The sequence below is a fragment of the Spirochaetota bacterium genome (assembly GCA_017999915.1).
Taxonomy (GTDB): domain Bacteria; phylum Spirochaetota; class UBA4802; order UBA4802; family UBA5550; genus RBG-16-49-21.
This window is the reverse complement of the sequence record JAGNKX010000007.1, coordinates 255959-272960: the sequence shown is the minus strand read 5'-3', so window position 1 is coordinate 272960 and position 17002 is coordinate 255959. Positions and strand designations below refer to the sequence as shown.

Below are 17002 nucleotides of genomic sequence, written 5' to 3'. Positions count from 1 at the left end.
TTTGGTTTTAGGGAGAACGGTGGCTCCCAAGGCACACCCCCCTGTTGCAATTTAATTCTCCCCAGACATCCCCCCCCCCCCTCGGGGGGGGGGGAGGGGGGGGGGGGGGGGGGTGAACAGATCACCGAATGCGTTATGCAGTTATACATCACCCTACCCCAGCCCCTCCCATCAAGGGAGGGGGGTGACTACCGCATCAATTACAATCTTTATCTACCTACATCGCATCACATCGAGGCCTTAAGCACCTTCAGGAAATCACCCTCGACGACGGGTATCATGTTGCTGCCATGGCACCCATCCTTTAATGCCTCGGCGCTTAGCCTGGCCAGCCCATCCGCCGGGACCTTGTTTTTCGACAGTCCCATCGGAATTCCCACCTGCTCGCAGAAGGCCCTGCAGCTTTCCGACAGGCTGGCCCTGCCGAGGCCGCATTCGGCGAAAATGGAGCGCACTTTCTGTATCTTCGCCATCTGTTCCGGGCTCAGGTGGGCCTGTTCCAGGTGAAGAATTGAATCGGGCAGCACCAGGGCGTTGGCCAGGCCATGGTGAAGGCCGTAGAGACTTGACAGCGGGTGCGCCATGGAATGGATCATTCCGAGGCCCTTCTGGAACGCCACCGCCCCCATGGATGAGGCGATCTGCATCTTCTCCCGCGCCTCAAGGTTTGCTCCGTTTTTGCACGCCACGGGAAGCCATGTGAGGATCAACTCCATGCCCTGGAGTGCGATTCCGTCCGCCATGGGATGGAACATGTTAACAAAGTAGGCTTCGAGACAGTGGACGAAGGCGTCCATGCCTGTGGCCGCGGTCAGGAAAGGCGGCATCCCGGCGGTCAATTCCGGCTCAAGGACCGCGATGGAGGGAAGCAGCTCGGGATGAAAGATGATGGTCTTCCTCCCGGTATCCCGGATTATGATGACCCCGGAGCGGCCCACCTCGCTGCCGGTGCCGGAGGTCGTCGGTATGGCGTAGAGGGCCGGCATCGGCCCCTTGATCAGGGCGTCGCCGCCCTTGGCGTCGTCATACTGCGCCATGGGCGGAGGGTTGGACACCATCACCTTGATGACCTTGGCCACGTCGATGGGGCTCCCGCCGCCGAGACCGATGATGCTGTCGCAGTTCCCGGCCTTGTAGGCGATGACGCCTTTTTCCACGTCCTCCTCGATCGGGTTGGGATGGATATCGGTGTATATATCATAGGTTATGGCCTGTGCCGAGAGCACATCGGTAAGCTTCTTAACGATGCCCATCTGCTCCAGGGTCTTGTCAGCCACGACCAGTATCTTCGCGTGCTTTTTTGCCTTAAGGCGTTTCCCGAATTCGGCCAGCGCCCCCTGGCCGAGGAGGATTGTTGTCGGATAATTGTACTGTACCATGCCGTTCCTCTGTAATGAAATTTATCTTACATTATATTCGTATATATAATTATTCAATAATTTTTTATATATTCGTATTTCTGTTAGGGTGGGGTTTAAACCCCACCCTAACAGAAATACGTCACACGTTCGCCAATCCACGCCTCGACCTGATCCAGAGCAGCAGTGTCAGCGCCGCGCTGATCCCTGCGATGATTACCAGCATGACAAGGATCGGAAGGAGGTCATGGTCATAGCGCCGGTACATCCATCCCACCAGCTGTTCCTGGAATATGGGTCCGATGGAACCCATGCCGTTGATGATGCCTGCGGCCGACAGGGCCCCCTCCTTCGAACCCACGTCTATGGCGCCGACCCCCGAAAGGAGCGAGTCCGGCCCGAAAAGCATGAACCCGGCAAATCCGATGGCGATGGTGAAAACCGCCAGGTTGGTTGAGCCCGCGAAATAGAGGATGAAAAACGACAGCGTCATCAATGCCAGCATGATAAACGAAAGCATGGCCCTCCTCGCCCTGAAGACGCGGTCCGATAGGAACCCGGCTGCGATGACGCCGGCGAAACCGCAGATGTCAAAGACCGTGGAAAGGTAACCCGCTTCAACCTCGGAAATGAAAAAATTCTTGTTCAGGAACCAGGGAAGCCAGCTCCAGAGGGCGTATCGCAGGAACTTGATGCAGAAATAGATCATTCCCATCAGGGCGATCGTCAGGACCACCCGCCGGTCCCAGCCGAGCTTTTTCACGCCGCCGGTCTCCGGTTCAGGTTTTTGCGACAATTCATCCTCGTCATGGAGCGGTTCGAGGCCCGCGTCCTCGGGACGGTTCGGGTGCGCCAGGAGCACGATGAACCATACAGCAAGGAGCACCATCGATCCGCCGAAAAAGGACCAGCGCCACCCCGCCAGGCCCAGCAGATACGAAGCCAGGAGCGTTGCGGCCACGGGCCCGAACTGGTAACAGGTCGACCAGAGGCCGAGGACGCTGCCGCGTTGGCTGCGCCTGAACCAGAAGGCGAGGCTCCCGATGCAGCCGGGCCAGCCCGTGCCCTGGGCCAGGCCATTGAGGCTCATGAAGAGCATGATGGTCCAGAAACCGTTGGAAATGCCGAAGAGGAATGTGCTGGTGATCGATATCATTATACCGACAAGAAGAAGGAGCTTCGGCCCCAGCTTCCTGCCGAAGAAGGCGCTGGAAAACTGCCCCACCATGTAGGCCACCAGGTAAGCGGTGCCGAGCTGGGCCAGGTCAAAGGAATCGAGATGGAGCGCGCCGGAGAGGCTTACCTTGGTGACATAGAAGGGCTTGCGGCAGAAATAGTATCCCGCATAGGCGAGCCATGTGGCCAGCAGGATCTTAACCTGCCAGGGACGGTACAGGGAGTCCTTCTGCCTGGAATCGTCAGCGGACGTCAATGCCGTGTCCTGATTGCTGAAAATCGGTCAATACCATTATTTTACTTGGGTATCTTTGTCCGGTAATGAAAGGATTTCGGCCTGGTCAGGTATTCATAGCCCACCCGCGACAGGGTGCATCCCCGGCCCGAGTTCTTTACTCCCACCCAGGCAAGCTCCGGATCGAGGTAATCGCAGCGGTTCATGAACACCGTGCCGGTCTCTATCTGGCCGCCGATCCTCAGGGCCGCTTCCTCGTCGGAAGTCCAGATGGACGCGGTCAGGCCATAGGGACTGTCGTTCATCAATTTGATTGCTTCTTCATCGCTCTTTACTTTCATTATCCCCACGACCGGGCCGAAGGTTTCCTCGTACATGACGTCCATTTTGTGGTTCACATTGACAAGGAGCTGCGGCGCCAGATAGGTCGTTCCCGGCGAAGCGGCGGGGAATACCCTGGGGTCTATGAGCGCCTTGGCGCCGGCCGCCACGGCCTGGTCTATCTGCTCCTGGATGGCCCGGGCGCTTGACACGTTCACGACTGGCCCCAGTGTCACCTCCTCCTTGAGGGGATTCCCGAGGACATATTTTTTCACAAGCTCCGCCGCCCCTTCCACGAAGACGTCGTACACCGCCTCGTCCACATAGACCCGCTCGATGCCGCAGCACGATTGTCCTGAATTGAAATAGGCGCCGTCCACGACATTGTCTATGGCAAAGGACATATCGGCATCCTTCCGCACATAGGCCGGGTCCTTTCCTCCCAACTCCAGGCCCATGGTTATGAAGCGGTCGGACATGGCATGCTGCATGTCCCGTCCACCTTCCACGGAGCCGGTAAAGGCCACATGGTTGACCCGGTCGTCTTTAATTGCATCCGCGACAAGACCATGGGACATGTGAAGGTATTGGATAACGCCTTCCGGCAGCGCCGCTTCTTCGGCGGCCTTGACGATCCGCTCCGAGCAGAGGGGCGTTTGAGCCGAATGCTTCAAAACCACGCTATTGCCCGCGAGAAGGGCCGGTACCACGGCATTGACCGCCGTCAGGTAGGGATAGTTCCACGGCGCCAGGACAAGGACTACGCCGAGCGGATCACGGCGAATGAATCGGGTGAATCCATCCCGAGGCTCAACCTTCACATCGGCCAGTCCCTCGGGCGCCAGGCGTATCATCATCCTCGCGCGCTCTTCGAAGCGGTCCACCTCAAAGGGCGTATACCGGAGGGGCCGTCCCATCTGCCAGGTCAGCTCCTCGGCTATCTCCAGCCTTTTTTTTACAAAGGCATCGACCATCTTGCTTACGTGTTCCTGGCGTTTGTCGAGGGTCAAAGCCCGCCATTGTTTCTGGGCCTTGACTGATGCTGAAAGGGCTTTATTTAAATCGTCATTGGTGACGAGCTTTCGCTCCACGTAGACTTTTCCATCTATGGGTGATATCATTTTTATCATTGGTTTTCTCCTTAATAGGGATAAGACTCTTTATGAATATTTAATGGCAATGAGAATCCAGTTAATTATTGAATGAACAGGATACCGTGAACGAACGCCATGTCAACGATTATCCCCTGCTTATAATCGTATTTTATCAATTCTTTCGCTGTCGGCGGCTAGGAAATAAAACCGATGCCGGTAATGGTAGCAGTCGTAAATTGGGGACATGGGCCATCCCGCTCGTCCGCCTCGTATAAGCAGAGCCAATGCGACATCCTGTCCGGCTCTGCACTCGGCCCTCCTGGCCAGCGCACCATGTTGACTCGGCATAATCGGCGACATCATCCAATATCCCGGTCGCATTTTACTGCCAGGATGGCAGGAATGCCGCTAAGAACACGGATACCCGTGAGCAACCTCGATGGAATGACTCCATGTCCCCCTAAAATTATGCTGCTACCGCAGGTAATGTGACTGACTCGCCCTGAAAAAAGCTTGACATAATTCTTATTATTATCGATTATCGATAATCGTTTTACGATAATTCATGATAAAGATATTCAGGGGTAATGATATGAATCAGGCTGCCATCAATAATATTCAAACAATCGTCAATGCGCAGAGGGATTTTTTTCTGACCCACGCGACACGGGATGTTAACTTCAGGCTTGAAAACCTTATTAAACTCAAGAAGGCCCTATTAAAATACGAGGAAAGGCTCAATGAAGCGTTAAAAAAAGATCTCAACAAAGCGCCCTTTGAGGCCTATGCTACGGAAATCGGGTTTACCCTTGAGGAAATTTCCCATCATATCCATAACTTAAAAAAATGGGCCAAGCCGACGAAGATAAGGACTGATCTTGTCAATTTTTACTCCCGCAGCTATGTTCTCCACGAGCCCTTCGGGGTCGTCCTGATCATGGCGCCCTGGAACTACCCCTTCCAGCTCCTCTTCGATCCACTGGTGGGCGCCATATCCGCCGGCAACTGTGTGGTTTTGAAACCCGCCCATTACTCCGAGCATGTATCGGCGACCATCACCGACATGATATCTGAAACCTTCGATCAGAGCTATATCAGCGTCTTTAGCGGCGGCAGGGACGTCATACAGAAAATGCTCGATGTCAGGTACGACTACATTTTCTTCACCGGCAGTCCCTTTCTCGGAAAGATCGTCATGGAAAAGGCGTCAAAGCACCTGACACCGGTGTCCCTCGAGCTGGGCGGAAAGAGCCCCTGCATCATTGATGAGGACGCAAACCTTGCCGTTTCCGCCAGGAGGGCGATGTTCGGCAAGCTCCTCAATTCCGGCCAGACCTGCATAGCCCCTGATTATTTTTTCGTACATTCAAAAATCAAAAAACAGTTCATAGATGAAATCAAGCAATGCATCGTCCTTTCCTACGGTGAAGACCCGCGGTAAAGCCCCGATTACGGGAGGATCGTCAACAAGGCCCAATTTGAGAAGCTCTGCGGGCTCATCAAGACCGGCACTGTCATTTTCGGCGGCGCTTCCGACGAAAAGGAGCGCTACATAGCACCGACCATACTGGACAATGTGAGGCCGGGGGACCCGATCATGGAGGAAGAGATCTTCGGGCCTATAATTCCGATCATGGAATACAATAATCTCGAAGAAGTGGCTTCATTCATTAACAGCAGGGAAAAGCCCCTGGCCTTCTACTTCTTCACTTCCAGCAGGCGCAAGGAGCGCTGGCTCCTTTCGAGAACATCATCGGGGGGCGGCTGCGTCAATGACACCATGGTGCACCTGACCAATCCCCGCATGCCCTTCGGCGGCGTCGGCAACAGCGGCATGGGCGCCTATCACGGCAAATTCAGCTTCGATGCCTTCAGTCACCATCGGTCAATTCTGGCGAAATCCACGTGGCTCGATGTCCCGCTGCGCTACCCGCCCTACGGGAAAGGGATCAAGTTAAAATTGGCGAAGATGGTGTTTAAGTAGGAACAGGTTACCTGTTCACACTTGCCAGTTTGTCCTCACCCTCTAACTCCCTCTCAATAAAATGGAAGGGAGAATATTAACGAATATCTATCCCCCCTCCTCCTTTTCAAGGAGAAGGGGTCGGGGGTGAGATTGCAAATGATCGGCATGCGCGGAGCGAGGGTGAGGTGAACCAAGGATAGAGTTCAAAAAGTGAGTGTGTTAAGGTCCGGTCTCTCTCAGAATATAAAATCCGTCGACAGGAAATTCGACTTTTTATCCTGCAGAATTTCCGTTATAATCTGCTTGTTCGTGTCGGTACCCTTCACGGCCACCAGGGTGCGGATGGTGAACACCCTGAGGGCGTCCGTTACCGAAAGGGTACCCTCGGCGCTGTCCTTCCTGCCGGTAAACGGGAATGAATCGGGCCCCCGCTGGCACTGGCTGTTGATGTTCACCCGACAGACCTGGTTGACCAGGGTGTCGATCAGGGTGGCGATGGCGCCGCAGTCCCTGCCGAATATCGAAACCTGCTGGCCGTAATTTGAATTGACCACGTAGGCCATCGGCTCCTCTATTCCCGAGAAAGGAACGACGGGGATCACCGGGCCAAACTGCTCCTCATGATACACCTTCATTTTTTCGTTCACCGGATACAACACCGCCGGGAACATGAAGGTGTTGTTTACGACACCGCCACCGTCATTTACCACTTTTGCTCCGTTCTTTTTCGCGTCCTCGATGTAATCGGTCATGTATTGGGTCTTGTTCGTTTCGGCCAGCGGGGTCAGGTTCACGTCCTTGTCCCATGGCATTCCCGGCTTCAGGGCCGCGATGGCCGCGCCGAACTGCTTCAGGAACTCGTCGGCGATGTCCCTGTGCACGTAGATGATCTTCAGTGCCGTGCAGCGCTGGCCGTTGTAGGACAATGACCCGAGAACGCATTCCTTGACGGTCTGGGCAATGTCGGCGTCCTTTAAAATGATGCCCGCGTTCTTGGCGTCCAGGCCCAGGACCGACCTGAGCCGGTGCGGCTTGGGGTGCTGCTTCTTGATGATGTCGGCGACCCTGCTCGAGCCGATGAAAGCCAGGACATCGATCTTACCGGTAGTCATCATGGGGGTGATGATCTTGGCGCCGTCGCCGTAGACCGTGTTCACCACTCCCTTCGGAAAGGCCTCCTTGAATGCCTGCAGGAGGGGTCGGTGCAGGAGCACACCGATCTTGGGCGGCTTGAAAATGACCGTGTTCCCCATGATCAGCGCCGGGATCAGTGTCGTGAAGGTTTCGTTCAATGGATAGTTGAAGGGCCCCATGCAGAGGACCACGCCCAGGGGTGCCCGCCTGATCTGGCCGATGATACCCTCCCTGATCTCGAAACGGGAGCCGGCCCGGTCGAGGTCTTTCAGGGCGTTGATGGTGTCGGCCATGTATTCAATGGTGCGGTCGAATTCCTTGGCGCTGTCGCCGTGGGATTTGCCGATCTCCCACATCAGGAGGCTGATGATCTCGGTCCGCTTTTCCTTCATGAGGAAGGCGAGCTTCTCGATGCGCCTTATCCTCTCCGCCACGGGCATCGAGGGCCACTCCCCCTTGCCGTTATTGAAGGCGGCCTTCGCCGCCTCCAGGGCTTCCAGCGACTCCTTTTCGGTTAGCGTGGGGTATCGACCGATGAGCTTCTGTTCGACGCCTTTTTCCGTTTTGAGGCAAACCGGCGAATACACATCCTGCATCTCGCCGTTCCAGGTCCTGATCTCCCCGTTGACAAGGTACTCTTTCTGTATGATGGGGAATGGCAGCAACAACTCCGCGGGCACGTCCTTCTGATCGGGAAAAATATTCCGGACCGCTTCTTGCAGATTCATGTGGGCACCCCCTCGTTAGGTCAGAGCTGTTTCGAATCGATGATCTTTTCCAGATTGCTGATGGCTATTTTCTTTTCGTTCTGCGCGTATTCCCTGATCGTCTTTATCATTTTTTCCAGATTGGACTCCATCATGTATTTTTCAAGCTGCTTGAAATATTTCAAGTTATTTTTCAATTCATATTTCCTCATTTTGAGTGTCATGTATTCGATCCGTCGCTTGTTGGGCCATGAATCGGTTATCACTTTCTTTAATAGCAGGCTGTTAACCGCTTCAATTGCGACTATGGCCAGCTCGAATATGCTTTCGAAGTAATTATCAAAGTCGTTCTTTTCGGCGGCGTTTTCAATATTCTTGACTATGGCAAGTATCTTCTGCACGTTCGCCGCTGACTTGTTCTCCATTGCCTTGGTGATCAATAGCGCGTACAGATCAGTAATAAGGTCATATAGAATTTCAATATCATTCCCTGTCAACCGGGTCACATAGGTGCCCCGCCGCTGGTTGATCTCCACAAGGCCGCTCTGCTCCATTACCCTGAGGGCTTCACGGACCGAACTCTGGCTGACATTGAACTCTTTGGCTATTTTGGCTTCAAGTATCCGCTCGCCCTGCTTTAATTCCATCCGAATTATTCTTTCGCTGAGTATATCGGCTATTTCATAGGCAAGATTCTTTGATTTCAGGGTAGTCATTCTACGGTATTAACCTCATTTATTATTCACAATTACAACATATTATTTATATACATTTATAAATTATAGTGTAATTAATTAAATCACTTTTTATCAGTTGGACGGCAATAAAGCCTTGACATTTTATCACTATCGATAATCGATTATGATAATTTATGATTATTTGTAATTATTTATGACTTTATGTAATTTTTAATGACATTTTATATCAATTAATACATAAAAAAATTTTAAATTCCTTATTCAGTGATTACTACAAAATACTTAAAATATACTATATAAAATTATTTTTTAGTTAATTTTGTATATCAAACACATATGCAAAAAATATATTGAAGGGAGGATTATGATGTATCTTCAAACAGTTAATAAGGCAAAAACCTCTAAAAAAAAATCGGTCCAGACTGTCGATAAAACAATCTGCATCAACCCGGGAAATGGTGAAACAATCGGCGATTATCTCGTAAACACAAAAGAGGATCTTCATAATGCCGTTTTAAGCGCAAGACTTGCCCAGCCTGCATGGGCCGCCCTGCCGGTCAAGAAACGTGCGCAATATATTATTAGAATCCGGGACTATATCATGGATAATCTCGATGATATCTCAGAGACAATATCCCGCGATAACGGAAAAACGCGCATTGACGCACTGGCCACTGAAGTATTGACCTCAACCATGTCCGTGACCTATTACTGTAAAAACGCCAAGAGATTCCTGAAAGACAGGAGCCTTCCCAACGGCAACATCATGTTCATCAACAAGAGGAGTAAAATAGCCCGGGCGCCCTGGGGTGTCGTTGGCATCATATCGCCGTGGAACTATCCCTTCGCCATACCCTTCTCGGAAATCGTCATGGCCCTGCTGGCGGGCAACGCGGTCATCTTCAAGGCCGCCTCTGAAACGCAGGTTGTCGGCCATGCGTTACAACAGTGTATTGCAGCAGCCGACCTGCCCCGGGGAATCTTTAAATATATCAACATGCCGGGCAGCGTCGCCGGGGACGCCTTCCTTGAAGCGCGCATTGACAAGCTCTTCTTCACCGGGTCGGTAAAAATCGGCAAGTACCTTATGAAAAAGGCGTCCGAGACCCTGACCCCGGTTTCCCTGGAATTGGGCGGCAATGACCCGATGATCGTATGCGCCGACGCGGACCTGAAGCGCGCCGCAGCCGGCGCCGTGTGGGCCGGCTGCCAGAACGCGGGCCAGTCCTGCGGAGGCGTTGAGCGGATATACGTCGAAAGAAAGGCATATAACGACTTCCTGGATGTCCTGAAAAAATATACTGAAGCGCTCCGGGTCGGCTATGATACTGATCACAACATGGATATCGGGGCCATGACCACAAAACGGCAGATGGATACCGTGAACCTCCATATCGCCGACTCGCTGAAAAAAGGCGCAAAGATATACGCCCAGTCGAAAGCGCCGAAGGGCGGCAAGGGACAGTTCCTCCCCTGCACGGTCCTGGTGAATGTCAATCACGACATGCTGGTCATGAAGGATGAGACCTTCGGGCCGGTGATAGGCGTCATGCCCTTCGATACCATCGACGAAGCGGTGGAGCTTGCCAACGACTCGTATCTCGGCCTTACCGGCTCCGTCTGGTCGAAGAACCGCTCCAGGGCGCTTAAGATTGCGCGGCGCATCCAGGCGGGGGCGATTACCGTCAACGACCACCTGATGAGCCACGGCCTGGCCGAAACGCCCTGGGGAGGCTTCAAGGAATCGAGCATCGGCAGGACCCACGGCGGCATCGGCTTTGACGAAATGACCCAGCCCCAGGTGCTGGTCAACGAGATCCTCCCCTTCGCGAGGAAGAACTTCTGGTGGCACCCGGTCAACAAGAAGATCTACGATGGAATCAAGGGCGTGGCGCAGGTGCTGTACGCGAAAAAAATCAGTGAGCGCCTTGTGGGCATGATAAATCTGATGAAGGTCTTTTTCAGGACCTTTATCCCAAACTAGACACTGGCATAAATCATCATATCGGAACAGGGCTGTCTTAGAAGCCCCCTTACGGGGGCGGGGGGGTAAACGGGTGGTACTATAAGACAGCCCTGTTTTTTTACTGCTTCCCGTACTGGAGCGCCTCAAGGATGATCTCGGAATAAGAGGGATGCACGAACATGCAGTCCCTGATCGAGGTAATTGCAATGCCGCTTCCGACAATGAGGGCCAGTTGATTCATGATATCGGCGATATTGTCGCCCACGGCCGCGGCGCCGACAATGGTACCTGTTTCCTCATTGGAAACCATCTTCACGAAACCGGCGTCATGCCCTTCCATGACGGCCTTTCCCAGGGCCTTGAAGAAATACCTGTACACCCGGTAGTTCATTCCTTTTTCCTTCGCCTGATTTTCGCTCATTCCGACGCCACCAATCTGGGGCATTGAGAAGACCAGGCGCGGCATCGCGTCATAATCGATGCTCCCCACCTCACCGGCGGCGCAATGGCGTACCGCGGTTTCAGCTTCCTTATAGGCGGTATAGGCCAGCATCGGCGTCTCAATGCAGTCTCCGGCGGCGTATATGTCGCCGGCCGATGTCTGCATCGATTCATTGACCGCTATGAAGCCCCTGTCCGTGAGGGAAACGCCGGCCGTTTCCAGGCCGAGATCCCCGACATTGGGCCTGCGTCCCGTGGCCTCGATGATGAGGTCGTAACTCTTCCGGAGCTGTTGCTCTCCGTCCATTGACACGACGCCGTCAGGACCGATGTCGGTAACTTTGGTCTTAACATAAACCTGTGTCCCCTTTTTCTTGAATTCCCGCCCAAGGAGCCGCACCGCCTCCTCGTCTTCGCCGAACAGGAGTGAATCCATCACTTCGACAATGTCAACCTTCACCCCTATATTGCACAGGAAAGACGCGTATTCGCATCCCACCACACCGCCGCCGATGATCAGGGCCGTCCCCGGGGTCTTATCAAGGGAGAATATTTTCTCGGAGGTGTGAACATTGGGATGATCAAAGAGCTTTCTCGGCGACGAGCCGGCGGCTATTAAAAAATGTTCTGCGCCGATTCTTGAGCCGCTCACCGTTATCTCCCTGTCTGAAACAAACCGCGCCGTCCCCTGGATCACATCGATGCCCTGAGTCCGGAGCCTCGACGCGAGTCCGGCCCGGATCTGCTCAACACGCTTCATCACGGTATCGCGGATGGAGGTGTAATCCTTCGACGATTCAGAAAACGAGAGGAGACCTTTAAGGGGGATGCATCCCTCGCTCAGGCATACCCCACCGAGGCGCGCCGTGTCCCGTTCTATGATGGCCGCCTTCATTTTATGTTTAACGGCTTCAAAGGCCGCGGTGTACCCGGCAGGCCCGGAGCCGATGATGACGATGTCGTATTCTTTCATGATAATACCCTGATACGGATACCCTCCCCCTTGATGGGGGAGGGCTGGGTGGGGGTGGAACCAACTATCGTGCTTGATTCCATTCACCCTCCCCTAACCCCTCCCATCAAGGGAGGGGGATTTCTTTCCCCATACCGGTCGGCCATATATGAGCTCCTCACGTACACCCCGCTCTCCACGTGGAGAAAGCCCAGCCCAAGGGCGATGTCCCTGTAGCGCTCAAACCGCTCCGGCCGCACATACTCCTTCACGGGAATGTTTTCCCGGCCCGGTTGAAGGTATTGCCCGATGCTCAGGTAGTCGCAGCCCACGCCGCGCAGGTCACCCATGACATCGATAATTTCCTCCTCCGTTTCGCCCAGGCCGACCATGAGACCGGACTTGGTCTTGGCCGCCGGTGAGAGTTTCTTTGCAATTTCAAGGACCTTGAGGCTGCGGCCGTAATCGCAGGAACAGCGCACGCCATAAAGAGAAGGCACGGTTTCCAGGTTGTGACCGAAAATGTTCGGCCCTGCATCCACGACCGCGCGGATAGAGTTTTCGTCCCCATTGAAGTCAGGCACAAGGACCTCGATTACAGGCGGGCTTTCCGCCCTTTTCAGCTCGGCAATGACCGCCGCGAAGGCCCCGGCGCCGCCGTCCGGCAGGTCGTCCCGCGTCACGGACGTGATGACTGCATGGCGGAACTGCAACCGCCTGACCGCTTCGGCCACAGGGACCGCTTCGTCAGTTACCGTCTGAAGCGGTTTTCCGTGCTTCACGCCGCAGAAGGAACAGTTCCTGGTGCAGATATCTCCCAGGATGAGGAACGTGGCCGTGCCGCGGGAAAAGCATTCGGATATATTGGGACACCGGGCCTGGTGGCACACCGTGTGAAGATCCAGGTCCCGAAGGCGCTGTTCCGTCTCATGCATGGCCCGGAAGTCGATCTTCCTGTCAAGCCATGGCGGTCTTTTCGCCCTCATTATCATCCATCCGTCCCTCCCGGGTCCACTGCCGGTCCAGGTATCTTGTATTCATGATCGATTCTATTTCCGCTTTTTCTCCCGGGCCTATATCTTCCTGTTTGAGCCGCAGACCCGTAACCTCCGCGAAACTCTCCGCGAGGAGCCGGGCCTTTGCGCCCGCATCAAGGTCCCTTCCGGCAAGCTCGGTCAATGTAGTGAAGCCTCCACCGGCCATCCCGCCTTTAAAATAGCGGGCGACGCGGTCCCTGTTTATCACGAAGGGTATCGAACCGTGCTGAAGCACCGTCTTTCCAAGACGCCGCTGTGCGTTGCCTCCGATCTTTTTCCCGCCGATCAGGATATCAAACCGCTCGTTGCCGGAATAGCAAAAATCCGGGCGGGCCGCGGCCCGATCATTCCCTCCGCTGTCACAGGAGTAAGACGCCTGGAAGCCCAGCCAGCGGTAAAAAAGTATGAGAAACCGGTTCATTTTATTGAATGAGTCAGGAACGTCCCTCGGCTTGCCGTCCAGGTCATCATTGCCCAGGACCAGGGAATAGGTGAGCTCCCTGCCATGGTAAATGGCGCCGCCGCCGGTGATCCGGCGGACCACAGCCACGCTGTCGGCACGGCAGGCGTCAAGGTCGAGGCAGTCTATCCCCTGGTACCTTCCCAGGGATATGGCCGGGGGACTCCACCCGTAGACCCTGAACGCGGCCATGCCGGTCCGCCCGTGCAATGACACAAGGTATTCATCGATGGCCATGTTTTCCGCTCCGCCGCGGGACGCGTACGGGATGAAACGCGCATTCAGAGATTGCATGTCAGCTTGAGCTCTCTGGCGGCCTTAGTCTCGTCGGGCCGCGAAACCGGCGTGTTATTCGGGGCGTTCTTGATCCTCTCCGGGTCCGATTCAGCGAGCTTCGCGATCTCTATCATCGCCTCGATGAAGCCGTCGATGGTCTCCTTCGATTCCGTTTCGGTGGGTTCTATCATAAGGGCCTCGTCCACCACCAGGGGAAAATATATCGTCGGGGGATGGAAGCCTCTCTCAATGAGCGCCTTGGCGATGTCGATGGCGTGGACGCCGTTCTTCTGCACCTGCCGCTTCGCCGAGAACACGCACTCGTGCATGCAGGTCCGATCGATGGGCAGGTCATAATATTCTTTCAGCTTCACCCTGATATAGTTGGCGTTCAGGACGGCCATTTCCGATACGTCGATGAGCCCTTCCCGGCCCAGCATCATGATATACACGCAGGCCCGCACCAGTATTGAGAAATTCCCGAAGAATGACGCCATGAGGCCGATGCTTTTTCCCCCGCCCGGATCAAGGGCGTACGAGCCCTGCTTCGTCCTGACGACAGCGGGCATCGGAAGAAAATCAACCAGCTTTTCCGAGACCGCTACGACTCCCGCACCGGGTCCCCCGCCGCCATGGGGCGTAGAGAAAGTCTTGTGCAGGTTCATGTGGACGATGTCGAAGCCGATATCGCCGGGCCTCGCCTTGCCGAGGATGGCGTTGAGATTTGCGCCGTCATTGTAGAGAATGGCGTCGTGCTTCCGCGCTATCTCCACAATGTCGCAGATCCTCCGGTGGAACAGGCCCAGGGTGTTGGGGAGCGTCAGCATGACGCCGGCCACTTCGTCGCTCATCTTCTCGCGGAAGATATCGACGTCCATGCCGCCTTCTTTGTCGACGGGGATGGATATGACCGTGTAGCCCCCCATGGCCGCGCTTGCGGGATTGGTGCCGTGGGCCTCGTCGGGCACGATGACATACTTCTTTTTGTTCCCCTTGCTCTTGTGATAGGCCGCCATGAGGAGGATCCCGGTGAGCTCGCCGTGGGCCCCGGCATAGGGTTGCGTGGTCACGCCCTTCATCCCGGTTATCTCGGCCAGCAGCGAAGAAAGGTTATAGATCAGCTCGAGGCACCCCTGGACATGCTCTTCTCCCAGATAGGCCATGAAGGGATGGGCACCGGCGAAGCCGGGGAGCGATGACAGGGCCTCGTTCGCCTTCGGGTTGTATTTCATGGTGCAGGAGCCGAGTGGATAGAAATGCGTGTCCACCGAATAATTGAGCTGGGAGAGCAGTATGTAATGGCGCATCACGTCAAGCTCAGAGACCTCCGGGAGGTGGCTGTCCGATTGTCTCCGGAACCGTTCGTCCAGAAGCTTGATCGTTCCCTCGGATACAACCCCCGGATCGATGCCGATCCTTCCGGGCACGCTTTTTTCGAATATATGCTTCATGACAACACCTTCTGCGCGGCTGCCGCGAATTCCTCGGTTTCCTTGAAGGACCTTTTTTCAGTGACTGCTATGATGAGACGCTTTTCCATGTCTTTATAGAACAACGACGCCGGTAGGCCCGCGACAAAGCCCTGGGCGAGCATCCCCTTGGCGAAATCAGCCGCGGGAATTGAGAGATCGACCGCGAACTCGTTGAAGGTCTGTCCTTTTAAGACCTTGATCCTCTTTATTGAGCGCAATTGCTCTTTCAGGTATTCGGCCCGCTCCATGCAGATGAGGGCGGTTTTCCGAAAGCCCTCCTTCCCCAGCAGGGACAGGTAGACCACGGCGCGGAGAGCGCACAGCGCCTGGTTGGAGCAGATGTTCGACGTGGCTTTTTCCCTACGGATATGCTGCTCCCGCGCCTGGAGGGTAAGCACGAAGGCGGGTTTCCCGCTCCGGTCGACGGTCTCGCCCACGATGCGCCCCGGCATCTTGCGGACGAATTTCTTTTCCACCGCCATAACGCCGAGATAGGGACCGCCGAAGGACAATGGCAGCCCCAGGGACTGGCCTTCGCCGACTGCTATATCGGCCTTCATTTCCCCGGGCGTTTTTATAATTCCCAGTGACAGGGGATAGAAGACGAGGATGTTCACGATACCCCTGGCCCGGGCCTTTTCGAAAAGAGGCTCGAAGTCATCGACGATGCCGAAAAAATTCGGGTTCTGCACCACCAGCGCGGAGGTATCATCGTCAAGGAGGGATTCCAGCTTCGCCGTGTCGGCGTGGATGTCCTTCAGGTCCACTTCCACGATGTCGACATCGATATTTATCACGTAGGTGCCGATGATCTTTCTGAAAAGGGGATTGACCCCCGCATCTACGAGAATTTTCTTTCTATTATTGGCCCTCACCGCCATGGCGATCGCCTCGTACAGCGCCGTACCGCCATCGTAGAGAGACGCATTGGCGTAATCCAGCCCGGCAATTCCCGCTATCATGGTCTGGTATTCAAAAATAGCCCGCAGGGTCCCCTGGGACGCTTCCGGCTGGTAGGGGGTATAGGCCGTGAAAAATTCCGAGCGGGACGATACGGTATCCACCGCGGCAGGGATAAAGTGGTCATAGTACCCTCCCCCCAGGAACGACACCAGGTCTGTCCTGTTTCGCCGCGCCAGGTCATTGAAGACCCTGGCGACCTCGTTCTCGGACATGCCGGCTGGCAGGTCAAAGGATTTCGGCCGGAGGGATTCCGGTATATCCGTGAAAAGCTGACCGACCGATTCAACGCCGATGGCATCAAGCATCTGCCGTACGTCCCGGTCGGTATGGGGAGTGAACCGCGCCATGGCTATTCCAGTCCGGCCGCGTATTGTTTATAGGCCGCCGCGTCCATGAGGTTCTTCGTTTCCGACGGATCGGCAACCTCGATCTCCGCGATCCATCCCTCGGTGTAGCATGATTTGTTCACCAGCTCCGGCGCGTCGTCCAGGGCCTCGTTGCAAGCCGTTATCGTCCCCGAAAGGGGGGAGTAGATGTCGCTGGCGGCCTTAACCGATTCGATGCCGGTGAGGAAATCGAACTGCTTGACCTTCTTTCCGGCCTGGGGAGGATCGATGAAAGTGATGTCACCCAGCTTCTGCTGGGCGTAATCGCTGATGCCGATCTTCGCCCTGTTCCCTTCAATCCTGACCCATTCATGCTCTTTTGTATAAAAGTATCCCTCAAGGACAGTGATATCCATGCCT

12 protein-coding genes and 1 pseudogene are annotated in these 17002 nt (G+C 54.9%); 2 read left to right on the top strand and 11 right to left on the bottom strand.

The features are described 5' to 3' along the window. Positions 1–227: 227 nt before the first annotated feature. The 3 genes from KA369_12460 to KA369_12450 all read right to left on the bottom strand — a co-directional run bounded on the left by KA369_12460 (position 228) and on the right by KA369_12450 (position 4220). Positions 228–1379, bottom strand: a complete 1152-nt coding sequence (locus KA369_12460) for an iron-containing alcohol dehydrogenase (GenBank protein MBP7736779.1) — start codon at positions 1377–1379, stop codon at positions 228–230. Positions 1380–1500: 121 nt separating this feature from the next. Further along, positions 1501–2790 (bottom strand): MFS transporter, encoded by a 1290-nt coding sequence (locus tag KA369_12455; GenBank protein MBP7736778.1) that lies wholly within the window; start codon positions 2788–2790, stop codon positions 1501–1503. A 41-nt stretch (positions 2791–2831) separates the two neighbouring features. Further along, positions 2832–4220, bottom strand: coding sequence for an aldehyde dehydrogenase family protein (locus tag KA369_12450; protein MBP7736777.1), 1389 nt, complete (start codon positions 4218–4220; stop codon positions 2832–2834). A gap of 571 nt (positions 4221–4791) precedes the next feature. Here KA369_12450 and KA369_12445 point away from each other — a divergent pair. Further along, a pseudogene (locus tag KA369_12445) lies at positions 4792–6168 on the top strand (aldehyde dehydrogenase). Positions 6169–6386: 218 nt separating this feature from the next. On the opposite strand, the gene KA369_12440 reads toward KA369_12445, so the two are convergent. Together KA369_12440 and KA369_12435 are read right to left on the bottom strand one after the other, a co-directional pair. Continuing rightward, a complete protein-coding gene (locus KA369_12440; protein ID MBP7736776.1) occupies positions 6387–8012 on the bottom strand; it encodes an NADP-dependent glyceraldehyde-3-phosphate dehydrogenase in 1626 nt (541 codons plus the stop codon). A gap of 20 nt (positions 8013–8032) precedes the next feature. Then, a complete protein-coding gene (locus KA369_12435; GenBank protein ID MBP7736775.1) occupies positions 8033–8707 on the bottom strand; it encodes a GntR family transcriptional regulator in 675 nt (224 codons plus the stop codon). A 349-nt stretch (positions 8708–9056) separates the two neighbouring features. On the opposite strand from KA369_12435, the gene KA369_12430 reads away from it, so the two are divergent. Next, complete coding sequence (locus KA369_12430; GenBank protein ID MBP7736774.1) at positions 9057–10673, top strand: aldehyde dehydrogenase family protein; 1617 nt, start codon at positions 9057–9059, stop codon at positions 10671–10673. A 100-nt stretch (positions 10674–10773) separates the two neighbouring features. Here the strand turns inward: KA369_12430 and KA369_12425 are convergent, their stop codons facing one another. From KA369_12425 to gcvH, 6 genes are all read right to left on the bottom strand, one after another. Further along, positions 10774–12069, bottom strand: a complete 1296-nt coding sequence (locus KA369_12425) for an NAD(P)/FAD-dependent oxidoreductase (protein ID MBP7736773.1) — start codon at positions 12067–12069, stop codon at positions 10774–10776. A gap of 83 nt (positions 12070–12152) precedes the next feature. Next, positions 12153–13037 carry a lipoyl synthase gene (gene lipA, locus KA369_12420; GenBank protein MBP7736772.1) on the bottom strand — a complete coding sequence of 295 codons (885 nt, stop codon included), beginning with the start codon at positions 13035–13037 and terminating at the stop codon, positions 12153–12155. Then, positions 13006–13839, bottom strand: coding sequence for a lipoate--protein ligase family protein (locus tag KA369_12415; protein ID MBP7736771.1), 834 nt, complete (start codon positions 13837–13839; stop codon positions 13006–13008). The genes lipA and KA369_12415 overlap by 32 nt, the downstream gene beginning before the upstream one ends. After that, on the bottom strand, positions 13827–15272 hold the full coding sequence (gene gcvPB / locus KA369_12410; GenBank protein ID MBP7736770.1) for an aminomethyl-transferring glycine dehydrogenase subunit GcvPB: 1446 nt from the start codon (positions 15270–15272) through the stop codon (positions 13827–13829). Before gcvPB ends, KA369_12415 begins: the two co-directional genes overlap by 13 nt. Next, positions 15269–16603 carry an aminomethyl-transferring glycine dehydrogenase subunit GcvPA gene (gene gcvPA / locus KA369_12405; GenBank protein ID MBP7736769.1) on the bottom strand — a complete coding sequence of 445 codons (1335 nt, stop codon included), beginning with the start codon at positions 16601–16603 and terminating at the stop codon, positions 15269–15271. Before gcvPA ends, gcvPB begins: the two co-directional genes overlap by 4 nt. A 2-nt stretch (positions 16604–16605) precedes the next feature. Beyond that, positions 16606–16998, bottom strand: a complete 393-nt coding sequence (gene gcvH / locus KA369_12400; GenBank protein ID MBP7736768.1) for a glycine cleavage system protein GcvH — start codon at positions 16996–16998, stop codon at positions 16606–16608. Positions 16999–17002: the final 4 nt, after the last annotated feature.

Excerpts from the sequence above, each read along its gene's own strand:
- KA369_12460 (MBP7736779.1), bottom strand. The coding sequence starts at position 1,379 with ATGGTACAGTACAATTATCCGACAACAATCCTCCTCGGCCAGGGGGCG.
- KA369_12450 (MBP7736777.1), bottom strand. The coding sequence starts at position 4,220 with ATGATAAAAATGATATCACCCATAGATGGAAAAGTCTACGTGGAGCGA.
- KA369_12440 (MBP7736776.1), bottom strand. The coding sequence starts at position 8,012 with ATGAATCTGCAAGAAGCGGTCCGGAATATTTTTCCCGATCAGAAGGAC.
- KA369_12435 (MBP7736775.1), bottom strand. The coding sequence starts at position 8,707 with ATGACTACCCTGAAATCAAAGAATCTTGCCTATGAAATAGCCGATATA.
- KA369_12430 (MBP7736774.1), top strand. The coding sequence starts at position 9,057 with ATGTATCTTCAAACAGTTAATAAGGCAAAAACCTCTAAAAAAAAATCG.
- KA369_12425 (MBP7736773.1), bottom strand. The coding sequence starts at position 12,069 with ATGAAAGAATACGACATCGTCATCATCGGCTCCGGGCCTGCCGGGTAC.
- KA369_12415 (MBP7736771.1), bottom strand. The coding sequence starts at position 13,839 with ATGCAATCTCTGAATGCGCGTTTCATCCCGTACGCGTCCCGCGGCGGA.
- gcvPB (MBP7736770.1), bottom strand. The coding sequence starts at position 15,272 with ATGAAGCATATATTCGAAAAAAGCGTGCCCGGAAGGATCGGCATCGAT.
- gcvPA (MBP7736769.1), bottom strand. The coding sequence starts at position 16,603 with ATGGCGCGGTTCACTCCCCATACCGACCGGGACGTACGGCAGATGCTT.
- gcvH (MBP7736768.1), bottom strand. The coding sequence starts at position 16,998 with ATGGATATCACTGTCCTTGAGGGATACTTTTATACAAAAGAGCATGAA.